General features: G+C 67.1%; 19 protein-coding genes. 10 read left to right on the plus strand and 9 right to left on the minus strand.

Annotated elements, in window-relative coordinates; genetic code table 11:
- Nucleotides 1-19 precede the first annotated feature (19 nt).
- Both ON40_RS00720 and ON40_RS00725 read left to right on the plus strand, forming a co-directional pair.
- Nucleotides 20-793 (plus strand): lysophospholipid acyltransferase family protein, encoded by a 774-nt coding sequence (locus tag ON40_RS00720; RefSeq protein WP_040817259.1) that lies wholly within the window; start codon nucleotides 20-22, stop codon nucleotides 791-793.
- Nucleotides 794-870: 77 nt separating this feature from the next.
- Complete coding sequence (locus tag ON40_RS00725) at nucleotides 871-1,308, plus strand: hypothetical protein (protein WP_157186146.1); 438 nt, start codon at nucleotides 871-873, stop codon at nucleotides 1,306-1,308.
- Between the two features lie 64 nt (nucleotides 1,309-1,372).
- Here the strand turns inward: ON40_RS00725 and ON40_RS00730 are convergent, their stop codons facing one another.
- The gene (locus tag ON40_RS00730) at nucleotides 1,373-2,185 is read right to left on the minus strand and encodes an AraC family transcriptional regulator (RefSeq protein ID WP_051192452.1); all 813 of its coding nucleotides are present in this window, start codon (nucleotides 2,183-2,185) and stop codon (nucleotides 1,373-1,375) included.
- Between the two features lie 86 nt (nucleotides 2,186-2,271).
- On the opposite strand from ON40_RS00730, the gene ON40_RS00735 reads away from it, so the two are divergent.
- The gene (locus ON40_RS00735) at nucleotides 2,272-3,147 is read left to right on the plus strand and encodes an NAD(P)H-binding protein (protein WP_040817153.1); all 876 of its coding nucleotides are present in this window, start codon (nucleotides 2,272-2,274) and stop codon (nucleotides 3,145-3,147) included.
- A 114-nt stretch (nucleotides 3,148-3,261) separates the two neighbouring features.
- Nucleotides 3,262-4,272, plus strand: a complete 1,011-nt coding sequence (locus tag ON40_RS00740; RefSeq protein WP_051192454.1) for an agmatine deiminase family protein — start codon at nucleotides 3,262-3,264, stop codon at nucleotides 4,270-4,272.
- 26 nt (nucleotides 4,273-4,298) lie between these two features.
- Here ON40_RS00740 and ON40_RS00745 read toward each other — a convergent pair whose 3' ends face one another.
- From ON40_RS00745 to ON40_RS00770, 6 genes are read right to left on the minus strand one after another with little or no spacing between them, the layout of a single operon-like run.
- Entirely contained in the window at nucleotides 4,299-4,967 is a 669-nt protein-coding gene (locus ON40_RS00745; RefSeq protein WP_306305363.1) for a hypothetical protein, read from the minus strand.
- Nucleotides 4,964-6,634: an ABC transporter family substrate-binding protein gene (locus ON40_RS00750; RefSeq protein ID WP_040817156.1), complete on the minus strand. Its 1,671-nt coding sequence runs from the start codon at nucleotides 6,632-6,634 to the stop codon at nucleotides 4,964-4,966. The genes ON40_RS00745 and ON40_RS00750 overlap by 4 nt, the downstream gene beginning before the upstream one ends.
- A gap of 26 nt (nucleotides 6,635-6,660) precedes the next feature.
- The gene (locus ON40_RS00755; protein WP_040817157.1) at nucleotides 6,661-8,331 is read right to left on the minus strand and encodes an ABC transporter family substrate-binding protein; all 1,671 of its coding nucleotides are present in this window, start codon (nucleotides 8,329-8,331) and stop codon (nucleotides 6,661-6,663) included.
- 10 nt (nucleotides 8,332-8,341) lie between these two features.
- Nucleotides 8,342-10,228 carry a dipeptide ABC transporter ATP-binding protein gene (locus ON40_RS00760; protein WP_051192455.1) on the minus strand — a complete coding sequence of 629 codons (1,887 nt, stop codon included), beginning with the start codon at nucleotides 10,226-10,228 and terminating at the stop codon, nucleotides 8,342-8,344.
- On the minus strand, nucleotides 10,225-11,187 hold the full coding sequence (locus tag ON40_RS00765) for an ABC transporter permease (RefSeq protein WP_040817160.1): 963 nt from the start codon (nucleotides 11,185-11,187) through the stop codon (nucleotides 10,225-10,227). Before ON40_RS00765 ends, ON40_RS00760 begins: the two co-directional genes overlap by 4 nt.
- Nucleotides 11,184-12,164, minus strand: coding sequence for an ABC transporter permease (locus ON40_RS00770; protein WP_040817163.1), 981 nt, complete (start codon nucleotides 12,162-12,164; stop codon nucleotides 11,184-11,186). The genes ON40_RS00765 and ON40_RS00770 overlap by 4 nt, the downstream gene beginning before the upstream one ends.
- 384 nt (nucleotides 12,165-12,548) lie before the next feature.
- Between ON40_RS00770 and ON40_RS00775 the strand changes: the two genes are divergently transcribed.
- Together ON40_RS00775 and ON40_RS00780 are read left to right on the plus strand one after the other, a co-directional pair.
- Nucleotides 12,549-13,052: a hypothetical protein gene (locus ON40_RS00775; protein ID WP_051192457.1), complete on the plus strand. Its 504-nt coding sequence runs from the start codon at nucleotides 12,549-12,551 to the stop codon at nucleotides 13,050-13,052.
- Nucleotides 13,053-13,119: 67 nt separating this feature from the next.
- A complete protein-coding gene (locus ON40_RS00780; RefSeq protein WP_051192459.1) occupies nucleotides 13,120-13,923 on the plus strand; it encodes a Cof-type HAD-IIB family hydrolase in 804 nt (267 codons plus the stop codon).
- A gap of 89 nt (nucleotides 13,924-14,012) precedes the next feature.
- On the opposite strand, the gene ON40_RS55720 is transcribed toward ON40_RS00780, so the two are convergent.
- On the minus strand, nucleotides 14,013-16,184 hold the full coding sequence (locus ON40_RS55720; protein WP_051192460.1) for a peptidoglycan recognition protein family protein: 2,172 nt from the start codon (nucleotides 16,182-16,184) through the stop codon (nucleotides 14,013-14,015).
- A gap of 263 nt (nucleotides 16,185-16,447) precedes the next feature.
- On the opposite strand from ON40_RS55720, the gene ON40_RS47740 reads away from it, so the two are divergent.
- The 4 genes from ON40_RS47740 (at nucleotide 16,448) to ON40_RS47745 (ending at nucleotide 21,106) form a co-directional block, all read left to right on the plus strand.
- Nucleotides 16,448-18,376 carry a SpoIID/LytB domain-containing protein gene (locus ON40_RS47740; protein WP_083895307.1) on the plus strand — a complete coding sequence of 643 codons (1,929 nt, stop codon included), beginning with the start codon at nucleotides 16,448-16,450 and terminating at the stop codon, nucleotides 18,374-18,376.
- 239 nt (nucleotides 18,377-18,615) lie between these two features.
- Nucleotides 18,616-19,371 (plus strand): MerR family transcriptional regulator, encoded by a 756-nt coding sequence (locus tag ON40_RS00795; protein WP_040817168.1) that lies wholly within the window; start codon nucleotides 18,616-18,618, stop codon nucleotides 19,369-19,371.
- A gap of 163 nt (nucleotides 19,372-19,534) precedes the next feature.
- Nucleotides 19,535-20,314: a hypothetical protein gene (locus tag ON40_RS53820; RefSeq protein WP_176572809.1), complete on the plus strand. Its 780-nt coding sequence runs from the start codon at nucleotides 19,535-19,537 to the stop codon at nucleotides 20,312-20,314.
- Nucleotides 20,315-20,605: 291 nt separating this feature from the next.
- Complete coding sequence (locus tag ON40_RS47745) at nucleotides 20,606-21,106, plus strand: hypothetical protein (RefSeq protein WP_157186147.1); 501 nt, start codon at nucleotides 20,606-20,608, stop codon at nucleotides 21,104-21,106.
- Here the strand turns inward: ON40_RS47745 and ON40_RS49470 are convergent.
- Nucleotides 21,100-21,690, minus strand: coding sequence for a hypothetical protein (locus tag ON40_RS49470; RefSeq protein ID WP_083895308.1), 591 nt, complete (start codon nucleotides 21,688-21,690; stop codon nucleotides 21,100-21,102). The two genes, ON40_RS47745 and ON40_RS49470, sit on opposite strands and share 7 nt — an antisense overlap.
- Nucleotides 21,691-21,893 lie beyond the last annotated feature (203 nt).

The following is a 21,893-nucleotide window of genomic DNA, read 5'->3' on the forward strand; positions in this document are numbered from 1 at the left end:
ATGCACAGGAGTTGTGAACATGGCGCGCGAACCCGTATTCGACGTTCTCACCGGATTGGTCCGCACTATTTTCCGGGCGCAGGGCCTGCGGATGGACATCACCGGGCAGGAGAACATTCCGCGCTCCGGGGGTGCGGTACTGGCCGTGAACCACACCGCCTACCTGGATTTCATGGAGGTCGGCCTGGTGGGCCGACGCTCGGGCCGCAACGTCCGCTACATGATGAAGGCCGAACTCGAGCACGGCATCGTCGGCTGGCTCATGAAGCACTGCAAGGCGATCGGCGTCGATCGCAGCCACGGTGCGGAGTCCTACGGGCGTGCGGTGACGGCGTTGCGGGACGGTGAGATCGTGGTCGTCTATCCGGAGGCGACGATCAGCCGCAGTTTCGAGTTGAAGGAATTCAAATCCGGCGCGGCGCGGATGGCGATCGAATCGGGTACGCCGATCGTGCCGATGACGATCTGGGGCGCGCAACGCATCTGGACCAAGGACAACCCGAAGGAACTGGGCCGCAAACATTTCCCGATCCACATTCGCATCGGCGAGCCCGTCCCGCCGCCGCCCGGCGAACTCACCGCCGCCGGAGTGGACGAGCTGACCGCCGAATTGCGTTCGCGCATGGGCGATCTGCTCGAGCAGGCGCAGGTGGGATACGACATGCCCGCGGGCGCGCGCTGGGTGCCCGCCCGATTGGGCGGCGGCGCGCCCACTCCGGAGCGGGCGGCGGTATTGGATGAAGAGGAACTCGCGCGTCGTCGAGCCGCGGCCCAGCGTAGAGCGGAGCGCTGAGCCGCGGATCGGATCGTTCGGCGGCGACTGTCGGACCAGCCGGGTCCGTCCTCGTGGCTGTGCCCGGCTGCTACTGTGTGACGGCCCGATTCGACGGAGTGGCATCGCCGCGCCGGGTGGCCGCCGCTCCGATGACGCCGATGGCGGCGGCGATCCAGAAGGTGAGCGGGAATCCGGTGGTGACCGAGCCGACCATCAGGGCGGTGGCGAGCTGGCTGCCGAAGGCGCCGCCGGTCACCTCGACCTCCCTCCCGTTCGCCGAGGCCGCGATCGCCGCCTTCCTCGAGGCCGGTCTCGACGAGGCCGCCGCCGCCCACGCCTACCGCGCCACCTGGCACCTGCTCATCGGCCAGATCGTCAACGACCACCCGCTCGGCCACCCGGGCTTCACCGTCGACCCCGCCATCTACCCAGCCCTCACCGCCACCCGCCCGCACCTGTCCCACCTCGACTTCGTCGCCGAATTCGAGTGGTCCCTGAACCAACTCCTGAACGGTATCCTCGGCCCGGAGTGAAGCGTCGAGGCGGCGGCGGAGTCACGGGTTCGATTGCGCTGCAACGCTTGTGGGTTGATGGGTATCAGCTGCGGAAAGCCGTGGTGCAGGGAGTGGGGGCAGGGAGGGCGCCGCGGAAGTAGGCCGATGGGGCGGTGCCCATCAGGGTGCGGAATTCGGCGGTCATATGGGACTGGTCGTAGTAGCCGTGCGTGGCGGCGGTGCTGGCCAAGGGGTCCGGGGTGGGATCGGCCAGCACGCGGCGGAGGCGGCCGATCCGGGAGAACTGCTTGGGGGACAGGCCGATTCCGGTGGCGAATAGGGTGCGGAGTTGGCGTTCGCTGATGGCGAGACGGGCGGCCACCTCGGGGACGGGGATCGACTGTTCGGCCAGGATCGCGGTGGCCGTGTCCAGCATTCGGCGCTGGCGGTGGTGCTCCGGATCGTCGGAAAGTATGTGCGGCAGTGCGTATTCCAGAATGCGCAGCGCCTCGTCCGGGGTACTGTGCAGCAGTCGGTCCGTGAATCCGGCCAGCGGGCCCGGGAAGTCCGCCAGCGGGCGCACGCGGTCGGTCAGTTCGATCGCGGCGACGCCCAGCAGCGGTCGCACCGCGGCGGGGGCCAGGCGTAATCGCTGACAGGTCGCGGATTCCTCGGCCCGTTTGTACGTCGCGCGGGTGCGCGGGCCGACCACCGCGACGTCGCGGCGGCCCGACCGCTCGGCCCGGATGACCACGGTGGTCACCGCATGCGGCACATGAGTGAACGGCTCGGCCAGATCGTCGAGGAACGGGATGCGGCCGACGCCCGTGACCCACGGTCGCAGAGCCGCCGGAGCCGCGAGCAGCTGCTCGAACTGCTCGGTGGTGCGCACGGGCGCGAGGGACAGGACGCTCACCGAGCCGACTGTAGGCGCGTCGGGCCGGGAATGGTCGTGCCGAATTCTCCTATGCCGGTGACCCCGGACCGCAGCAGGCTGAGCCCATGATTCTGGTGACAGGCGCCACGGGTGCCATCGGCGGTGCTGTGGTTCGGCAATTGGTCGAACGCGGCGAGCAGGTTCGCGCATTCACGAGGAATCCGCAGGCGGCGCGGATGCCCGAGGGGGTCGAGGTGGTGCGCGGCGACTACGCGGATCCGCCCTCGGTCGCCGCGGCCATGGCGGATGTGCAGGCGGCATTCCTGGTCAATATCCCCGCACCGGGCCGACCCGACAGCGACGTCGCACTGGTCGCCGCGGCGCGATCGGCGGGCGTGCGGCGACTGGTGAAGCTCTCCGCCATCGGCACCGGCGATCCCGCGCTGCAGGATTTCGCGAACTGGCATGTACCCGGTGAGCAGGCGGTGCGGGACAGCGGTCTGACGTGGACGATCCTGCGCCCCAGCTCATTCGCCTCCAATACGCTCGCCTGGGCTGAGGCGATCCGGACCGGCGAACCGGTGCCGATCCGCACCGGGACGGGCGGTCAGGGGGTGATCGATCCGCGGGACGTCGCGGCGGTGGCGGTCGAGGCGCTGGTGTCCGACGAGCATGCGGGGCAGGTGTACACGCTGACCGGATCCGTGGCGCTGTCCGAACCGGATCAGGCCAGTGTGCTGGCCACCGAACTGGGCCGCCCGGTGACGCTCGCACCGCTGTCGCAGGACGCGGTACTGGCGCATCTGCGGGCGCGCGGGCTGTCCGAGGAGTACATCGATGTGGTGCTGCGCGGTTCGGCCTTCGTCCGCGACGGCGGGAACACCACCGTCACCGATGACGTCCAGCGGGTGCTCGGCCGCGCACCTTGGACGTATGCGCAGTGGGTGCGGGACCATCTCGCGGCGTTCACGGACGAGAACGGCGGCGCAATCGAGACATAGCGGACTGGACGGGTGATCCGACACGCGGTACGCCACGCCGTATCCGCCCGATGACAAGGCGGCAACCCGGCAATTCATGGCGCATGTCGGACCGAGTGGATACGGTCGGAGATCATGACGCGCTATGTGATGCCGGCCGAGTCCGCGCCGCATGCCCGGACGTGGTTGGCGTGGCCCGCCAAGGAGTCCGTCTGGGAGGAACTACTGCCCGCGGCGCGCGCGGATGTGGCACGACTGGCTCATGCCATCGCCGAGCACGAACCGGTCGCGCTGCTGGCGCGGCGCGAGCATGTCGAGGATGCGCGCCAGGTCGTCGGTGACGGGGTCAAGGTCGTCTCGGCCCCGCTGGACGACTTATGGGTGCGCGATACCGGTGCGACGTTCGTGAAGGCGCCCGGCGGCGACGTGGTGGGTATCGACTTCAACTTCAACGGCTGGGGGCAGAAGGCCGAATACCACCTCGACGCACGGGTGGCGCGAAAGATGCTGGAGTACGAGGGAATCGAGCGGGTGGTCGCGCCGATCGTCGCCGAGGGCGGATCGCTCGAGGTCGACGGCGAGGGCACGCTGCTGGCGACCGAGAGTTCCCTGGTCAATCCGACGCGCAATCCGGACAGTGACCACGACGCGATCGAACGTGCCCTGGGCGACCTGCTCGGCGTGCGAAAAGTGGTGTGGCTGCAGGGCGTCGCGGGCCGGGAAGTGACGGACTGCCACGTCGACGCGGTGGCGCGTTTCGCCCGGCCCGGAACGGTCGTGGTGGATCTGCCGGTGGATCCGGATCGCGACGACGTCTTCGCCCGCGCCGCCGCCCGCGCCCGCGAGATCCTGCGCGAGGCCACCGATGCCGCGGGGCGCAGTTTCGAGGTCATCGAACTGCCGCAACCGAATCGGGCCGATATGCCCGGCACGCGCGGCGCCGAGTTCCTGTACACCTACGTGCACTTCTACGTCGGCAACGACGCGGTCTACATGCCCGCCTACGGCGACCGTCACGGTGACGATCGCGCCGCGGGCATCCTCGCCGATGCGTTCCCGGGCCGGGAGATCGTCCCGGTGGAGTTCAACGCCGTCGCCGAGGGCGGCGGCGGGATTCACGCGGCCACCCAGCAGCAACCCGCTTGACGGACAAGGGAATCCGCCCCCGCGGGTCAGCTGGGGTCCGAGCCGCGGATCGCGGAGAACCACACCGCGACACCCGCGGCGACCGTGGCGCCTGCGGCGAACCCCGGAAATCCGCCGCCGACGACGTACACCCACAGCAGTGCGGCGAACGGTGCGGCCACGACGAATTGGCCGTCCAGCAGGAGGCGACGGGTGAAGCGGGCCGCGTCGGCGGCGTGGGCCGGGCCGTCGGGATCGGGGCGAGTCGGATTGTCGTGCAGGCGGCCGACAGGTTCGCGATCGCGTACCGGGCCCGAGGGATACAGCCGGACGTTGTCGAGATACACCGTGCCATCACGGAATTCGGCCGTCGAATCGGTCGCGGTGACCAGCATGGGATCGAAATAGACCGGCAGCCAGCGGGTTCGATCACCTGCGCTGAGTTCGAGCCACGAGCGGCTGAGCAGCCGGTGCTGTTGACGTATCCGGCGGCAGCCCGGGACGTTTCCAGGTATTCCGGGATCGGTATGCCACGGCAACACCCCGGACGCGACCATCAGCCGAAATGCGCTGTACACCAACACGACCAACGCGACAGCGCCCAACATGGCCAACTGCTCCGCATCGGCGAACGGCGCCCAGGCGAGGCAGATCACCAGGGCGCCGATCGTCGTCAGAACCGGATAGGCCAGCGGGTGGCCCGAGCCGGAAATCACTTCAGGAAGCCGACTTTCGTCCAATCAGGGGTGGACAGGCCGAATGCGCCGAGATTGGCGAGGTTGGAGCGGGTGGCGTAGGTGCCCGAGGCCTGGTTGAGGGTCAGGGAGAAGCCCTCCTTCCAGACCTGCTCATCGGCCTGGTTGGCCAGCTGGATCGCTTTCGCCGGGTCGAGTTCCGACATCGCCTTGTTGATCCGATCGTTGAGTTCGGGCGTGCCGATCCGGCCGAAGTTGCCCTGCACGTTGCCGGGAAAATAGCTGTAGATCTGGTCGATGGCGGCCAACGGGAACGGGTTGCCGACCCAGCCCGTCATCAGAAGGTCGAAATTCCCCGGAACTTCCACTTCGCTGACCATGTTCTTTCCGGGCACCGTCTGGATGTCCACCTTCACGCCGACCTTGGCCAGATCCTGCTGCACGATCTTCGAGGTGTCGATCCATCCCTGATCGTCGTACATGACATCGCGCAATTGCAGTTTGCGGCCGTCCTTCTCACGCACATCGCCGTTGAGCTTCCAGCCGAGGGCGTCGAGTTCCTTGGCCGCTTCCTGCGGATCGAAGGCCACGGGCGCGGAGTTGTCCTGATAACCCTTCTGGCCGGCCATGAAGATGTGATTGTTCAGCGGCTTGGGGTTTTCGACGATGCCGTGCTGGCTCGCGGTCACGATCGCCTGCCGATCGATCGCTTTCGAAATCGCTACGCGCAGTGCGGGATCTTCGAGTATCGCGCCCTTCGCGCCGTTGAACGTGATCGTGTTGTAGGTGGGTTCCGCGGTTCGCCGGACGACCACGCCGGGAGTGTTCTTCGCCGCCACGACCTTGGCCAGACCCGAGACATAGGTCCAGTCGATCTCATTGTTCTGGACCGCGCCGAGAACCGCGCTGGAATCGAGTACGGACAGCGTGATCGTATCCAGCTTCGGCGCCGGGCCCCACCATTTCGGATTGCGCGACAGCGTGATCCGGTTCTGGGTCCGGTCGATATTGCTGATGATGAACGGGCCACCGCTGATCGGCAGTCCGTTCAGGGCCAGGGTGTTGAATGCCTGCGGCGTCGCGGTGTACGCCTTGGGGTAGAGCGGGCTGAACAGTGACTGCCACGAGGCATACGGTTTGGCCATGGTGACCACGGCCTGGCGATCATCCACACCGCGTTCCACCGAGGCGATCCGGTCGTAACCACTCGTGGCGGAGACCTGGAATTCCGTGTTGGTCCCGTTCATGGCGGCGGCCTCGGAACGCATATCTTCCCAGGTTATCGGCGTACCGTCGGACCACACCGCTTTGGGATTGATCGTGTAGACGATCTTCTGCGGATTGGTGCCGGTCAGCTTGATATCGGTGAAATAGTTGTGGTCGACCGAAATATTGCCCGCGGCATCGCTGGTGACGGTTTCGGGCAGTACCGGGCCGAGGACATAGTTCACGGTTTCCGCGGTATTGCCGTTGACCTGCAGGGCGTTGTAATTCTCCGGCATCGCGCTGATCGCCTCGCGCAGATTCCCCCCGTCGCGCAACTTGTCCACCGGCTGCGGATTGATATCCGCCGCCGCCCCCACGGTATTGACGCCCCCGACTGACCCCCCGGAACTACATCCCGACACCACCAGCCCGACGGCCAGCGCCGGGATCGCGAGCGGGAGCAGGGTCGAACGAATCCGCATGGATCGATCCTTCCGTCGAGACGGCCTCATTTCGCGAAGCCGATTGCGGTGAAGTCGTAGCTGCCCAGGCCGGGTGCGCCGATATTGGCGAGGGTGGCCCGGGTGGCCCAGTTGCCCGGATCCTGGGTCAGTGGAAGGGAGTGACCTTCGGCGAAGATCTGGGTGTCGACCTGATTCGCCAGCGCGATGGCTTTGTCCGGATCGAGTTCGGACAGCGCCTTGTCGATCAGATCGTTCAGGGCGGGTGAGCCGATCCGGCCGTAATTGCCCTGCACGTTGTTCGGGTACAGGCCGAATTCCTGCGGAATGCTGTTGAACACGAACACATCACCCGACAAGACATACTGTGCGGTGTCGAAGTCGCCCGGAATGATCACATTGGTGAAGTAGTCCTGCCCGGGGCGGGTGTCGATGGACATCTTCACGCCGATCTTCGCCAGATCCGACTGGATCATCTTGGCGATGGCGACCCAGCCCGGATCGTTGTACATCACATCGCGGAACGCGAGCTGACGGCCGTCCTTCACCCGGACCTCGCCCTGCAGCTTCCAGCCCAGGTCGTCCAACTGCCGCGCCGCCGCGGCCGGGTCGTAGGCGACCGGAGCCGAATTGTCCTGGTAGCCCTTCTGTCCCATGACGAAGACGTGGTTGTTGAGCACCTTCGGGTGATCGGTCAGACCCGCCAGACTCGTATCGGCGATGGCCTGCCGGTTGATCGCCTTCGCGATCGCCACGCGCAGTGCGGGATCGGACAGGATCGAACCGGGCGCGCCGTTGAAGGTCAGCCAGCGCCACATGTTCATCGGCGCGTGCCGCAGTTGCAGTCCCGCGGTGCGCCGGATCAGCAGCACGTCGTTCAGATTCGCCATGCGGGCGAGGTCGAGTTCGTTGTTCTGCAGGGCCGCGGCCCAGGTCGACTGGTCCAGCACGCTGTAGGTGACGGTGTCCAGCTTCGGCGGCGTACCCCACCACTTCGGGTTGCGCGCCAACACTATTCGGCGCTGCGTGCGGTCGATCGACTGTACGACGAACGGTCCCGCGGACGGTCCCATATGGTCGACCAGACTGTGGTTGAACGTATCCGGGGTGCCGCTCACCGATTTCGGATACAGGATCGAGTTGCCCGAGTACTGGCCGCGCCAATCGGCGTAGGGCGTACTGAAGGTCAGCACTGCCTGCCGGTCGTCGACACCCCGCTCGACCTTCTCGACCCGGTCGAAACCGTTGCTGATGGCGTACAGGTAGCCCTTGTCCCGGCCGTTCAACGCCTGCCAGGTCGCGGCCAGATCCTCCCAGGTGATCGGGGTGCCGTCGGACCACACCGCCTTGGGATTGATGGTGTAGACGACCTGCTGCGGATTGGTGTTGGTCAGCTTGATGTCGGTGAAGTAGTCGGTATCGATGGTGAGCTGTCCGGCAGGGTCGGCCTTGAACGCTCGCGGCATCGTCCACCGGAGGAGATCGGCTGTCTCACCCTCGTTTCCGTCGACGCACTGCACATTCCAGTTCGACGGGATGGCGGTGATCGCCAATCGCAGATTGCCGCCCTCGCGGACGTTCTCGCGGGGCTGCGGATTGATGTCGTTGGTGGTGCCCAACGTCGCCGAGCCGGTCGAGCCCGTCCCGGACGAACACGCCGCCGCCAGTGCCGATACCGATGCCGCCGCAACGACTTTGCCGAATGTGCGCCTCTTCACGAATCTGCTCCTAGCGGGCGACGACGGGAATGGGAACCGCGTCGATGAGTGCGCGGGTGTACTCGTGCTGCGGATCTTCGAGAATCTGTTCCGCCGAGCCGATCTCGACAATCTTGCCGCGATACATGACCGCGATGTCGTGCGCCAGATTGCGCACCACCGAAAGATCATGGGAGACGAACAGATACGACAGTCCGCGCTCGATCTGCAGGTCGCGCAACAGGTTCAGCACACCGGCCTGGATGGAGACGTCCAGTGAGGACACCGGCTCGTCCAGCACCAGGATCTCCGGATCCAGCGCCAGCGCCCGCGCGATGTTGATGCGCTGCTTCTGTCCGCCGGAGAAGTCGGCCGGATACCGGTCGACGTGTTCGGCCCGCAGGCCGACCTGTTTCAGCAGTTCCGGCACCCGCGAACGGATCTCCTCGCGCGGACGTCCGGCGATGCGCAACGGTTCGGCCAGGGCATCGAAGATCGGCATGCGCGGATCGAGCGAGGCGGACGGATCCTGGAAGACGATCTGCATCTTGGCCCGGATCTCCCGGCGGCGCGCCTTGGTGAGTGTGGCGACGTCGCTGCCGAGCACCTCGATCGTGCCGCTCTGCGGTTCGGTCAGTTCCATGATCTCGGTCAGCGTGGTGGATTTGCCGGAGCCGGATTCGCCGACCAGCGCCAGCGTACGGCCCGCGCGCAGTTCGAAATCGATCCCGTCCACCGCGCGCACCTCGCCGGTGCGACGGCGCAGGATCACTCCCGAGGTGATCGGGAAGACCTTCGTCAGCTCCGAAACCCGCAGTACCACATGCGAATCCGTCACTGCTTCGTGATCGGGTTCGGTGATCTCGCGCTGGTAGGCCGAGAACAGTTCCGCCGAACCGATTTCCGCGGTGCGGATACAGGCCGCGCGATGTCCGGGCGTGATGTCCTGTAGCGGCGGCTCGGCCGCGCGGCATTCGTCGATGACGATCGGGCAGCGCGGTGCGAACGGGCAGCCGGGCGGCAGCGCGTGCATCGCCGGCGGGGAGCCCTCGATGGGGATCAGCGGGGTGCGTGCCGGACCGTCCATCCGCGGGATCGAGCCCAGCAGCCCGACCGTGTACGGCATCCGCGGGGAGCGGAAAAGGTCCGTGGCACCGGCGGTTTCGACGATCTTCCCGGCGTACATGACCGCGACCCGATCCGCGATGGTGGCGGCGATGCCCATATCGTGGGTGATCATGATGACCCCGGCGCCGGTGATGTCGCGTGCGGTGCGCAGCAGTCCGAGGATCTGCTTCTGCACCGTGACGTCCAGCGCCGTCGTGGGCTCGTCGCAGATGATCAGTTCCGGATCGTTGGCGATGGCCATCGCGATCACGACGCGCTGACGCATACCGCCGGAGAATTCGTGCGGGAATGCCCGCGCCCGCGCCTGCGGTTCGGGAATGCCCACCAGATCCAGCAGTTCCACCGCGCGGGTCGCGGCCTGCTGCTTGGACATCGAACCGTGTGCGAGCAGCGCCTCGGCGATCTGATCGCCGATCCGGTACACCGGGGTCAGCGCCGAGAGCGGATCCTGGAACACCATCGAGATCCGGCTGCCGCGATAGGTCGACAGGGTCTTGTCGTCCATGCCCAGCAATTCCTTGCCGCGCAACCGAATCGAACCGTGCACCCGCGCCTGGTCGGGCAGCAGCCCGATCACCGCCAGCGAGGACACCGATTTGCCCGACCCCGATTCGCCCACGATGGCGAGCACCTCACCGTCGGCGACGGCGTAGTTCACCCCGCGCACCGCGTCGATGCGGCCCTCCTCGCCCGGGAAGGACACGTGCAGATCCGACACCTCCAGCAGCGGAGCGGTCGTGGTCTGCTTCGCGGCTTCGGGCGCGGCGGCGGTGGCTGATGTGTCGGTCATGACGGAGTCTTCCGCTCGGTCTGCTTCGGGGCCTTGGCGGTCTTCGGCGCCTTGCGCCGGGCCCGCGCGCGGGAGGAACTGGGATCGAAGGCATCGCGCAGACCGTCGCCGACCAGGTTGGCGCACAGCACGATCGCGATCAGGAAACCGCCCGGGAACAGGAACAGCCACGGAAAGGTCAGCGCCGATTGGGAATTCGACGCGATCAGCGTGCCCAGCGAGACATCCGGCGGCTGCACGCCGAATCCCAGATAACTCAGACCGGTTTCGGACAGCACCGCCGCGCCGAGCGCGAGGGTGGTGTCGATGATCAGGAACGAGGCCACGTTCGGCACGATGTGCGTGACGATCAGCGATCGGGTCGAGGCGCCCATGTACTTTGCGGCCCGGACGAATTCGCGATCGCGCAGACTCAGCGTCAGCCCGCGCACGATGCGCGCGCTGATCATCCAGCCGAATGCGGCCAGCAGCAGGATCAGCAGCGGAATCGACCCGCTGCCCTTGGTGCGCGGGGAGAAGATCGCGATGATGATGAAGCTGGGCACCACCAGCAGCAGATCCACCAGCCACATGATCGCCCGGTCGGTCCAGCCGCCGAGCAGTCCGGCCACCGCACCCGCGGCCACCGCGACGATCGAGCCGAGAATCGCCACGCAGAAACCGATGATCAGCGATTTCTGCAGGCCGTGCAGGGTCTGCGCGAGCAGATCCTCACCGCTGCCGTCGGTGCCGAACGGATGGTTCGGGCTCGGCGCCTGATACAGCGCCGCATAGTCCATGTGCCGGTAGTCGTAGGGCAGGATCGGCGGCAGCGCGAACGCGGCGATCACGATGAGCAGCAGCACGATCGCGCCCGCGATGGCGGCCTTGTTGCGCAGGAACCTGCGCCACACGAGTTTCCGGCGGCCGGCCGCGGCGGGCTCGGGCGCACCCTGGCTGATGAGTTCGACTTCTGTCACGAGATGCGCACCCTTGGATCGAGCATGGCGTAGACGATGTCCGAGAGCAGACCGGACACCAGGATCACCAGTCCGGCGAAGGTCGTCACGGTGACCACGATGTACAGGTCCTGGCCGTTGATCGCGTCCACCAGCCATTCGCCGACGCCGTGCCAGCCGAAGATCTTCTCGGTGAACACCGCGCCGGTGATCAGACCGCCCAGACCGTAGGCGAACAGCGTCGCCATCGGGATCAGGGCCGTGCGCAGGCCGTGTTTGTACAGTGCGCGCTTGCGGGTCAGGCCCTTGGCGCGAGCGGTCCGGATGAAATCGCTCTGCAGGACGTCGAGCATGGCGTTGCGCTGATAGCGGCTGTAGGCGGCCATCGAACCCAGGGCCAGGCCGAGCGTCGGCACGACCATATGTTGCAGCCGGTCGACGATCTGGTTCCACAGCCCGTCCACCGCACTGGCCGAGGTCTCGCCGGTATATAGGAAGATCTGCTGGCCGGTCGCGGTATTGAGTTCCAGCGCACCGTATTTCAATAATGTCGCCAGCAGGAAGATCGGCGTGCTCAACACCAGTAGCGAAATGATCGTGGTGAAGTAATCACTGAATCTGTACTGCCGGATCGCTCCTGCCGCGCCGATCAGCACACCGAGCGCGGTGCCGATCACCGAGCCGATCACCAGCAGCCGCAGACTCACTCCGATCCGGCGGCCCAGCTCCTGGCTCACCGGTTGATCCGCGAGGGTCTGGCCGAAGTCGCCGTGCACCACCACGTTCTTCACCCAGGTGCCGTAGCGCGGCAGGATCGGCTCGTTGAGATGAAGTTCGGCCGCCTTGGCATCGATCACCGACTGCGGCGGGCGGGGGTTGCGCTGCTCGAGACTATCCAGCGGATGGAACGTCAGCGAGGCCAGCGCGAAGGTCAGGAACGAAGCGAGCACCAACAGCACGACATAGTTCAGCGCACGTCGTAGCAGAAAGCCGGTCATCGGTCCCCTCGGGTCGGTTACTAGCCCTGATCATAGGGATAGTTATTCCGGCGAGCGCGTTACGCACGACCACCGCACGCTCGATCGCGAGATATCGTGCATGGAAGGTTCATCGCCGTCGGGTGGTCCGGCGACACAGACAGGGGGGCTGGTCGGTGAGTTATCCCCAGTATCCGGGTAGTTATCAACCGTATCCGCAGGGTCAGGGCATCGAACCGAGCAGTGGGACGGCGACGGGCGCGGGTGTGCTCGCCTCGCTCGGTGCGGTCGGGCAAATTCTCGGCGGGGTGGTGGACATCGTGCTGGGTATCGCACTGCCCGACTTCGACGACTCCACCCTGCGGTTCACCTCCTGGTTCACCGGATATCCTGATCGTCATCGGGGTGGTCGGCCTGGTCACCGCAGCTCTGCTCGGCACGGGTGCGGTGCTGATGTTCCGGCGCAAACCGCTCGGGCGGATCCTGATCGTCGCCGCGTGTGTTGCCACGATCGTCGCCGGGGTGGCCTCGTACGTCGTACTGTATGCCGGAGATGTGGGCGGGCAGCGCGGCTCGTTCGGGCTGATGAGCGGCTTCGGGGGACTGGCCGGGCAGGTGTTTCCCGTCGTCACCGCGATTCTGGCGCTGGTGCCCCCGACCGCGCGCTGGCTCGCGCACGTTCCCGGACAACCGGTGGGATATCCCACTCCGTATCCGGGGCAGGGCATGCCTGCCGGGTATCCGGCGCCGGGCACGCCGTACGTGGATCCGTTCCGGCCCAACCCCGCGCCCTACGCCGGACAGCCCGGTCCGGGTGCTCCGGCGCCGTATCCGAACGAGCCGACCCCTTTTCCGGAGGTGCCGCCGCTGGGCTCGGCCGAGGATCAGTGGCGACGTCCGGGAAACTGATTACTTCCACACACGCATGTCGGGCAGGATGGAATAGGTGACTCGCCGGAACTCGCCCAAGCCCAAGATGGTGGCCACCGATGTCGACGGCACGTTGATCGATCGAGCCGAGCAGGTGAGTCCGAGAACTCGGGCCGTGGTCAAGGCACTGATCGACGACGGCGTCCATTTCGTCCTCGCCACCGGGCGGCCGCCGCGCTGGATCGAGCCGGTCGTGGCCGGGCTCGGGTACCCCCCGCTGTGCGTCTGCGGTAACGGCGCGGTCGTCTACGACAGTGCCGCCGACCGTATCCTGCACAGCAATTCGCTCGATGTGGACGATCTGGCCTGGCTCGCCGAACTCGCCGAACGCATCCTGCCGGGCTGCGGTCTGGCGGCCGAGCGCGTCGGCGAGACCGCACACGATGCGGCCACCCCGCAGTTCGTGAGTTCGCCCGAATATCAGCACGCCTGGCTCAATCCGGACGATACGCAGGTCGCCCGCCGGGAGGTGATCGCCACCCCCGCGATCAAGATGCTGATCCGGTTGCCCGGTGTGGCCAGCGCCGAGATGCGCGCCGCACTCGATCCGCACCTCGACGGCCGCGCCGACCTCACCTACTCCACCGACGACGGGCTGATCGAACTGTCCGCGCCGGGCGTCACCAAGGCGTCGGGGCTGGCCATGGTCGCCGAACGCCTGGGTGTCGAGCACCGCGACATCATCGCCTTCGGTGATATGCCCAACGACGTCCCGATGCTCCGGCTCGCCGGTCACGGTGTGGCCATGGGCAACGCCCACCCCGAGGCCGTCGTCGCGGCCGACGAGATCACCGGCACCAATGCCGAGGACGGCGTCGCGCAGGTTCTGGAGCGCTGGTGGGCCAGCTGAATTCGTAGCGTCGAGGCTGCCCGGCCGTCTGGACGGGGCGAGCCCACCCCGATCGGGGTGGGCTCGCCGAATGTCCTGTGGTACAGGGGTTACCGTCGCGCAGCGGGCGGTAGTGCGGGGTTGAGAGTTTCCATGGGAGGTGTCGTCGTACCGGGGGTGGGTTTCGGACTCGTCGATGTCTCGGAGTTCGGTGCCGCGGGCGTCATAGGCGTTTCGGAATTCGATGCTGTCGCAGCGATATCCGCGGATTGGTCGGAATTGTTCCGGGACACCGCATTATTCGATGCCGTAGCTGATCGGCTGGCCGAGGAAGCGGTGTCGGCGGCTATTTTCCGGATGCGGTCCATCTGCGCGTAGGCGGCATTGCCGGGGCAGGTGGTCTTGCCGACGTCGCGGTGCGCGAAGATGGTCGGCAGTTTCACCGCTGCTCCCTTCCTGTACTTGGTGTAGCTGGTGCCCTGCGAGTACAGGGTGGTGTTGCTCAGCGGGTTCAATCCGGCGAGCGCGGCGCGCCAGCCGATGAAGCGCCCGGCGGCCTGGATCGCGGCGTCGGTCGGTGGCTGGGATTGGAAATCGCCCATCAGGGCGACCCCGGCGGTGTGCTCGTTGAAACCGCCCGCGTGTGCGCCCTGCACGGGCCGGTCCAGGCCGCCGGCGCGGCCCTCGAAGATCTGGCCGTACTTATCGACCAGGGCGTTGTAGCCGATATCGCACCAGCCCAGCGTTTTCGCGTGATAGGCGTAGATCGCGCGGACGATGCCCGGCGATTCGGCCGCGGTGTAATCGTTGCGACCTGCCGTGTGGTGCACGGCGATTCCGTTCAGGCCGTCGTCGTAGGTCGGTTTGTCGCACAGCAGCGACGGGTCCGCACCCCACTGCGCGCGGGTGATCACCTTGGGGCCGCCGTCGTGCAGCGGTGCCGCGATCGAGGACAGCGCCACATCGGACGGGCCGTGCCCCGGATCGATCAGCACGGCGGATATATCGGTCGTGATCGCGTTCTCGGTGTGGCTGGACGCATCGGCCTTGTGGGTGAGCAGGACCTGCACATCCTTGGTTCGACCGACATAGATCGGCTCGGTACCGGCGCGATCGGCGGCTGCCGCATCGGTCGGCCCGGTCTCGATCGGATCCGCGGGATACCAAGCGCCCCAAGCGCCGTCGTCATTGCGCGCCCGGATCATCGCCGTCGTCCCGTCGAGATCCTTCGCGGTCAGCGCGACCATGCTGAACGGCGTCTCCCGCGTGACCTCCTTGACCTGCGCCCCCACCTGGGCTGCCACATCGGGCGAGACCGCGCCGGGGGCCAGCGCCGGTGCGGCGGGGTCGGCGCCCGGCACCAACGCCGGATCGGCCGAGTCCGGGCTCGCCGGGGCGGCCGAGGGTGTAGGTGTCGAGTTCGCCGGGGCGTTCGGGGCAGCCGAAGGCGCAGGTCCCGAGTTCGCCGACGTCGGCGTGGGTTCCGGTGCAGCGGGAGCCGCCGGGTAGTCGACCGGTACGAGCCGGGTACGCGCTGTGATCGGGGTTCGGAAGGCTGCTGCAACCGCGCGGGACCCGGAGGCTCGGGGAGCGGATGCCGTGGCGGGCGATGCCGTTGTGGTGTGAGCGATGAACTGCCCGGTTGTGGCGGGTTCGACGCTCGCGGACGCGGGTCCGGCCGGTCGTGGTGCCGGGAGCCGGAAAGCGGCCGGGGCCTGCGGTGTTGCGGGGGACTGCACGCCCGGTTGCGGCCCGTTCGGGGACTGCCCTCCGGGTGTGTAGGGGGCTTGCGGTGTCGCCGGGGTGGCTTGCGGCTCGGGTGTGCCGGGGACCTGCGGGGTGTAGGGGAGTGGGGCCGTGGTCGGGGTGGGCCGGGTGTCGGGGACTTGCGGCGACAGTGGCGCCTGGACGCCGGGCTGTGGTGTCGACGGCACCGATTGTGCTTGTGGCGCTGCGGGATTCGGCGTCGGCGTGGCCTGGGGGTTGTCGAATTGGGGGAGCGGGATCTGGGTGGGAAGTTGGATTCCCGGCGGTAGGAGACCCGGGGGGATCTGGATCGAGCTGGGGAGCGGGAGGCGGCGCAGATCGGACAAGTGCAGGTCCGGAAGGTTCAGACCGGTGAGTTCGTGTAGCGGCAGGATCGCGTCGGGGGCCGAGGACAGGACGACCTCGGCGAAATGCGCTGGGATAGCGGAGAAATCGCTGTTATCCGTGTTTCGGTAATCCGGCGATTTCTGCATCACGATCGTGGACAGCGGTGCGATGACCGCGAGTGTGGCCACGACGGGGAGAACGTACGACCTTTTCGGCCTGCGGTACGGCACGAGCTGCTCCATTCAGGTAGAACCGGGCGACCGTCAGTCGGGAGGTCATGGTTGATTCCTGACGGATCAAGCGTCACACTGGTCCCAACTGTTACAGATCTAGACCTTTGGTAGAGGATTAGATGGCAATAACTCGAATGTAGCTTTCCGATCGACATCCAGCGGGTAGGCAGGCGGAGAACGTCCCGGCGGCCTGTTCGCGGAATCCGTGGGAGTGCGTGATGACCAGCTCGAAACGTCCGAGGATCGTCCCGATGCGCCACGGCGGGCTGTGGCGAAAACGCCGTCACCGGCGTGTCGCGATGGCGGGCGGGATGGTCGTCGCGCTGACCGCGGGAACCGGCGTGCTCTATTGGGCGTGGCCCGATGCGGTGCCGTACCGTCCGACCTCGGGTGCGGACGAGGGGCATGGCCGCGGAATGAGTCAGTTCGGCGCGTTGGACCAGGCCAAATCCGGGAAGAGCGCGGTCGGCATTCTGCAGGGCTACTATCCGGGCGCGCAGCTGGCCACCATCGCGCCGACCATGGTGCGGGTGCGGTTGATGGGGCAGGACAACAAGCCGCTGGACGTCTACTCCGATTCCGGGATGAACGTCGCGGGGCGGCACGTACTGCCGGGGCAGGTCGCCCATCTGACGCCCACGTCCGGCGGCGCCGATGTCACCATCCTGTCCGGTTGCGGCGGGGATGTGCTGTGGCAGGGGTCCACCGCCGATCCCTGGGTCCATCCGATCGCGCCCGGCCTCAACCGTCCGGCGGACGAACAGCTGAAGATCTGCGGTGCGGGCGGATACCGGGGGGAACTCGGCGTCGCGCTGGAGGGCCAGGACATCCGCACCGTCGATCGCGTCGACACCGAGGACTACCTGCGCGGCGTCGTACCCACCGAGATGTCCGCGGACTGGGCCGATCAGGGTGGCGGCCAGGCATTGCGCGCGCAGGCGATCGCCGCCCGCTCCTACGCCCTCGCCGAGACCCGCTATTCGTACGCGCAGACCTGCGACACCCAGGACTGCCAGGCGTATTCGGGCACCAGCCGGGAGGATCCGCGCACGGATGCGGCCGTCCGCGAAACCGCGGGCCAGGTGCTGCTGCGCGACGGCCACCTGCTGCGCAGCGAATATTCCTCGGCCCCCAACGGCGTGCACCCCATGGACGCCGGCATGTTCGAAATCGGTCCGACTCCAGCCGAATTGACCCCCGCGCCCGCCCCCGCCGCGCCGATGGCCCCCGCTGATCCGCCCGCCGAGCCGCAGCCCGCGCCCGGCCCCAGCGCCATCGACACCAAATACGCCCAAACCGGCGGCCCCACAGGATCTTTGGGCGCACCGCTGGGCCCGGAGTCGCTACTCCCCGGCCACGGCGGAACTTTCCGTTTGTTCCGCAACGGCGTCATCATCGCCACCAAGGCCCTGGGCGCCCAGGTCATCGACTTCACCACCCTTCTGCAACTGGCCCCCGGCGCCGCAACCACCCCCGGCGCCCCCACCCCGAACAGCACAGCGGATCAGTCCGCCCAACCTCCCCAGGCAGTACAGACCCCCCAAACCCCACCCGCCCCGAACCAACCCGCCGTAACCCCTGCCCCATCCGCCCAGGTCCCCGCACCCGCACCAGGTGGCGCATCGGCTCCGGAGTCAACAGCGCCGGATCCCGCTGCGACATCGCTCCCAACCCCAACAGCTTCCGCCGCAGCGCCGGTCGCGACCCCCGCAGCACAGGCGCCCGCCGCAACGTCGGTCCCCGCCCCAGCCGCGCCGGCCCCCGCTCCAGCCGCAGAGTCTGCTCCGACCTCAGCGGCTCCGGCTGCGACGTCGGCTGCTCCGACTCCCGTCCCCGCTGCGGACCTCCCGTCGGCGGCTCCGTCACCCACCCCGACCGCCCAGGCCCCCTCCGCGCAAACCTCACCGTCGGTCGTGCACGTACCGATATTCCCCGCGACGACCCCGACACCTGCGGCTCCCGCGACTCCGGCCGCGCCCGCGCAGTCACCGTCTCCACAGGCACCGCCCGACATCGAACCTGCCGTGAACCCCGGCGCGGCGACTCCGACCGCGCCGGCGCCCATCGCTCCAGCCGCCGATGCAACATCCGCTCCGACCTCCGCGCAGGCCCCAGCTCCATCGGCTCCAGCCGCTCCTGCTCCGTAGGCGGACTGACGACCTCCGCGTGTTCCGGGTCCGTTTCGGGAGGTCCATCTCCTGTTCGTTCCGGATGCTGCCTCAGCTACATCCGCTGCGGCGGTAGCGATCTTCGCGTGCTCGAGGTCGTCTTCGAGGGTCGGGTTGTGGGTTCGGTGGGGCTCGGGGAAATAATCCTTGACCTTGACGTAGCGTCAACTTGCATGCTGGGTTTGTCGACGTGATCAGGGAAAACGGGTGGTGCGGCCGTGGGTGAGTGGTCCATTCAGGAGTTGGCTCGGGCGGCGGGGACCACCAGTCGGACGCTGCGGCATTACGGGCAGCTCGGGTTGTTGCCGCCCAGTCGGGTCGGGGCCAACGGCTATCGGTACTACGACCAAGGATCCCTGGTGCGGTTGCAGCGCATCCTGTTGTTGCGCGAGCTCGGGCTCGGCCTGCCGGTCATCGCCGAAGTGCTTGCAGGGGAACAGGATACGACGGCCGCATTGCGTACGCATCTGGAACTGCTGCGTCAGCAGCAGGACCGGATCGCGCGGCAGATCGCGTCGGTGCACACAACATTGCGCAAGACGGAAGCAGGTGAGCCGCTCATGGCGGAGGAGACGTTCGACGGATTCGACCACACCCGGTACAAGGACGAGGTGATCGAACGCTGGGGTAGGGAGGCGTACGAGAGCAACGACGCCTGGTGGCGTTCGATGAGCGAGGCGGATCGCAAGGCATTCGAGCAGACCCACCTCGACATCGCCGCCGACTACGGCCGGGCGCATTCGGCCGGTCTGACACCGGACAGTGCGCAGGTGCAGGCGATCGCGCAACGTCACTACGACTGGATCGCCGTCGGCTGGGGAGGCAGGCGGCCGGATGCCTGCGCATTCACCGGCCTCGGCGATATGTACGTCGCGGACCCGCGTTTCGCCGCGAACTACGACAAGCACGGCGAGGGCACAACCGAATTCGTTCGTGCCGCGATGTACGCCTACGCGGAAACCCATCTGGGATAGCCGAATTCGACGTTCGCCAGGTGCAGGACCCGCGGCTCGGGGTGCGGCCGACCCGAGTTCGAGGGGACGTATCAGGCGGTCAGGGTGGGAATTTTTCGGGTCGCCCGGGGATGGACGTGCCGGGTAGAGTTCGCGCCCAGATCAGGGGAGGAAAGGAAACCCGATGAGCTATCCATATGGCCAGCCTGGTTACGGCGGCGGTCAGCCTCAGCCCTACGGCCAGCAGCCTTATGGTCAGCAGCCGGGATATCCGCAACGGCCCGGATATCCACAGCAACAAGGTTATCCACAACAGGGCTATCCGCAACAAGCTGCTCATCCGCAGCAGCCGGGTTATCCCCAGCTGCCGGGTATGCCTCAGCCGCAGGGTTTTCCACAGCAGATCGGTAATCCCCAGCAGTTCGGTAATGCACAGCCGTCCACCGGTGGCGGCACGGCGATCACCGCCGGTGTACTGGCGATCGTGCTCGCGCTGCTGGCCATCGGCGGCATCGTCTACACCGTGCACGCCATGAGCGTCGCCAAGGAGGCCATCGACAACCTCAACAGCACGGTCGATTCGATGAACAGCCAGTACGGGACCAGCATCTCGGCCTCGCACCACGATTTCGACGGGGGCGGTTACTACTTCGGCATGATTCTCGAGGCGGTCGTCGCCGTGCTGTACCTCCTCGGCGGATTTCTGCTGCTCAACCACAAGAACGGTGGCCGGATCCTGCTGATCACCCTGTCCTGCCTCGGTGTGGTCGGCGGTCTGATCGGCATGATCATCGGTTTCGCCTCGGGCGTCCCGGCCTCGGCGGCCTTCTCCATCCCCGGCCTGCTGATCGTGGCGATAATGCTGTTCCTGACGCTGTCCTCCAGCACCAAGCGCTGGTGTGGCGTGACCCCGCCGCAGCCGCCGCAGATCAATTACGCGCAGCCTCAGTACCCTCGCTACTGATCGGCTCGACAGCAAAATATCAACCAGGGCACAGGATTTCGATCCTGTGCCCTGGTTGCGTCCGGCGCCGGTGCGGCCTCATCCGCACCTGCTGTGTCGGTGCTGCGGAATATGCTTCGGCGGTATCGAATTCGGCGCTCGGTGTGGTGTGATCAGCGCGGTACAGTTCGCATTCGAGGACCACGAGGGGGAGAAGTGGGATATCCGTACGGTCAGCCCGGAAATTCGGGTTACGGACCTTATCCACAACCCGGATATGCACAACCGGGTTATCCACAGCCGGTCGGTCCGGTGCGAAAGCCGGGTGGTGGCACCGCGATCACGGCCGGTGTGCTCGCCACCATCCATGGCCTGCTCGGCCTGCTTGTGACGGTCGTGGGATCGATCGAGACCCGTCAGGATCGGCACGACGGGTACAGCGATTCCGGCGAGGTCGTCGCCCTGATCGTCGTGACGATCTTCACGGGCGTGTATCTCTCCGCGGCGATTCTGTTCTTCTTCCGCAGGCGCGTCGGCCGATACATGATCGTCGGGGCGAGCGGGCTGACCCTGGTCGGCGGTATCGGCGGGATGCTCTACACGCTGGTGGCCAACCACCATTCGCAGGGGGATGTGGTCGGACTGCTCGTCACGATCGTGATCGTGCTCGTCTTCGAGGTGCCCACGCTGTGCCTGGCCGCGGCGAGTTCGACCGGGCGCTGGATCGCGGCCCGCACGGCCGCACCGGCTGTCCCCGGCCCTTACCCGCAGCCCGCACAGATGTACGGCCAGCAGCAGTACCCGCCCTACTGATGGGACCGGCTTCGCGCCGGGCTCGACCGCTCGAATGATCCGGCCCGGTGGTGCGCAGCCGGGGATCCGGAGCACTCACATCGCGAAAACCTATGCAGCGCACATGGACTGGAGTACCCCGCGCAGGATGGGCGCGCCGTAGCAGGCGGGGCGAAGGCCGAGGCGCGAGACGGACATCGTGTGATCGAGATGCCCGGTGCGCACCGCGTCGAGCCCGTCGACCAGATAGGTGACGATCGGGTCGTCCAGGTGCCCAGTCGTCCGCTGCTGTGCGTCGGATCGGTGGGCAGTTCGTCGCGGTGCACGCGGACCGTGGCGATGGTGCAGCGGAAGTCGTTCACCTGACGGTCGTAGCCGGCGAGCCGGTTCGCGGGGATCACGGTGCGTATCGCGGAGGCCGCGGAGGTGACGACGTCGTCGAAGGTGGGCGAGGTGTGCCCGCAGGTTTCGGCGGCGACGGGGACCGCGGCCAGTGCGCCGGGCGTGTCGGCGTTCGCGGACGAGGGCGTCAGCAGCCCCGCGCCGAGCGACGCGGACACCACGAGTGCGCCGAACAACGGGGTGAGGGGTCGGGTGATCCGCATGGGAGGTCTTTCGATCGCGCTGAAACGCGGCGGCATTGCCACGACAATGAACTGGTCGTCCGTTCAATTGGCGCTCATGTCATACCGCCCGGATGACCGATTCCTCCCCGGATCGCGAATTCCACGCAAAATGCGGATGTCGGGCGCCGGAAATCTGCCGGTCGCACGGGTCGGCGGAAGGCAGTGCGCTACTCCACCGGGCG

This window comes from Nocardia jiangxiensis NBRC 101359 (assembly GCF_000308615.1).
GTDB lineage: Bacteria > Actinomycetota > Actinomycetes > Mycobacteriales > Mycobacteriaceae > Nocardia > Nocardia jiangxiensis.

Excerpts from the sequence above, each read along its gene's own strand:
- ON40_RS47740 (WP_083895307.1), top strand. The coding sequence starts at position 16,448 with ATGACCAGCTCGAAACGTCCGAGGATCGTCCCGATGCGCCACGGCGGG.
- ON40_RS49470 (WP_083895308.1), bottom strand. The coding sequence starts at position 21,690 with ATGCGGATCACCCGACCCCTCACCCCGTTGTTCGGCGCACTCGTGGTG.
- ON40_RS53820 (WP_176572809.1), top strand. The coding sequence starts at position 19,535 with ATGAGCTATCCATATGGCCAGCCTGGTTACGGCGGCGGTCAGCCTCAG.
- ON40_RS00760 (WP_051192455.1), bottom strand. The coding sequence starts at position 10,228 with ATGACCGACACATCAGCCACCGCCGCCGCGCCCGAAGCCGCGAAGCAG.
- ON40_RS00720 (WP_040817259.1), top strand. The coding sequence starts at position 20 with ATGGCGCGCGAACCCGTATTCGACGTTCTCACCGGATTGGTCCGCACT.
- ON40_RS00770 (WP_040817163.1), bottom strand. The coding sequence starts at position 12,164 with ATGACCGGCTTTCTGCTACGACGTGCGCTGAACTATGTCGTGCTGTTG.
- ON40_RS00735 (WP_040817153.1), top strand. The coding sequence starts at position 2,272 with ATGATTCTGGTGACAGGCGCCACGGGTGCCATCGGCGGTGCTGTGGTT.
- ON40_RS00780 (WP_051192459.1), top strand. The coding sequence starts at position 13,120 with ATGGTGGCCACCGATGTCGACGGCACGTTGATCGATCGAGCCGAGCAG.
- ON40_RS00740 (WP_051192454.1), top strand. The coding sequence starts at position 3,262 with ATGACGCGCTATGTGATGCCGGCCGAGTCCGCGCCGCATGCCCGGACG.
- ON40_RS00750 (WP_040817156.1), bottom strand. The coding sequence starts at position 6,634 with ATGCGGATTCGTTCGACCCTGCTCCCGCTCGCGATCCCGGCGCTGGCC.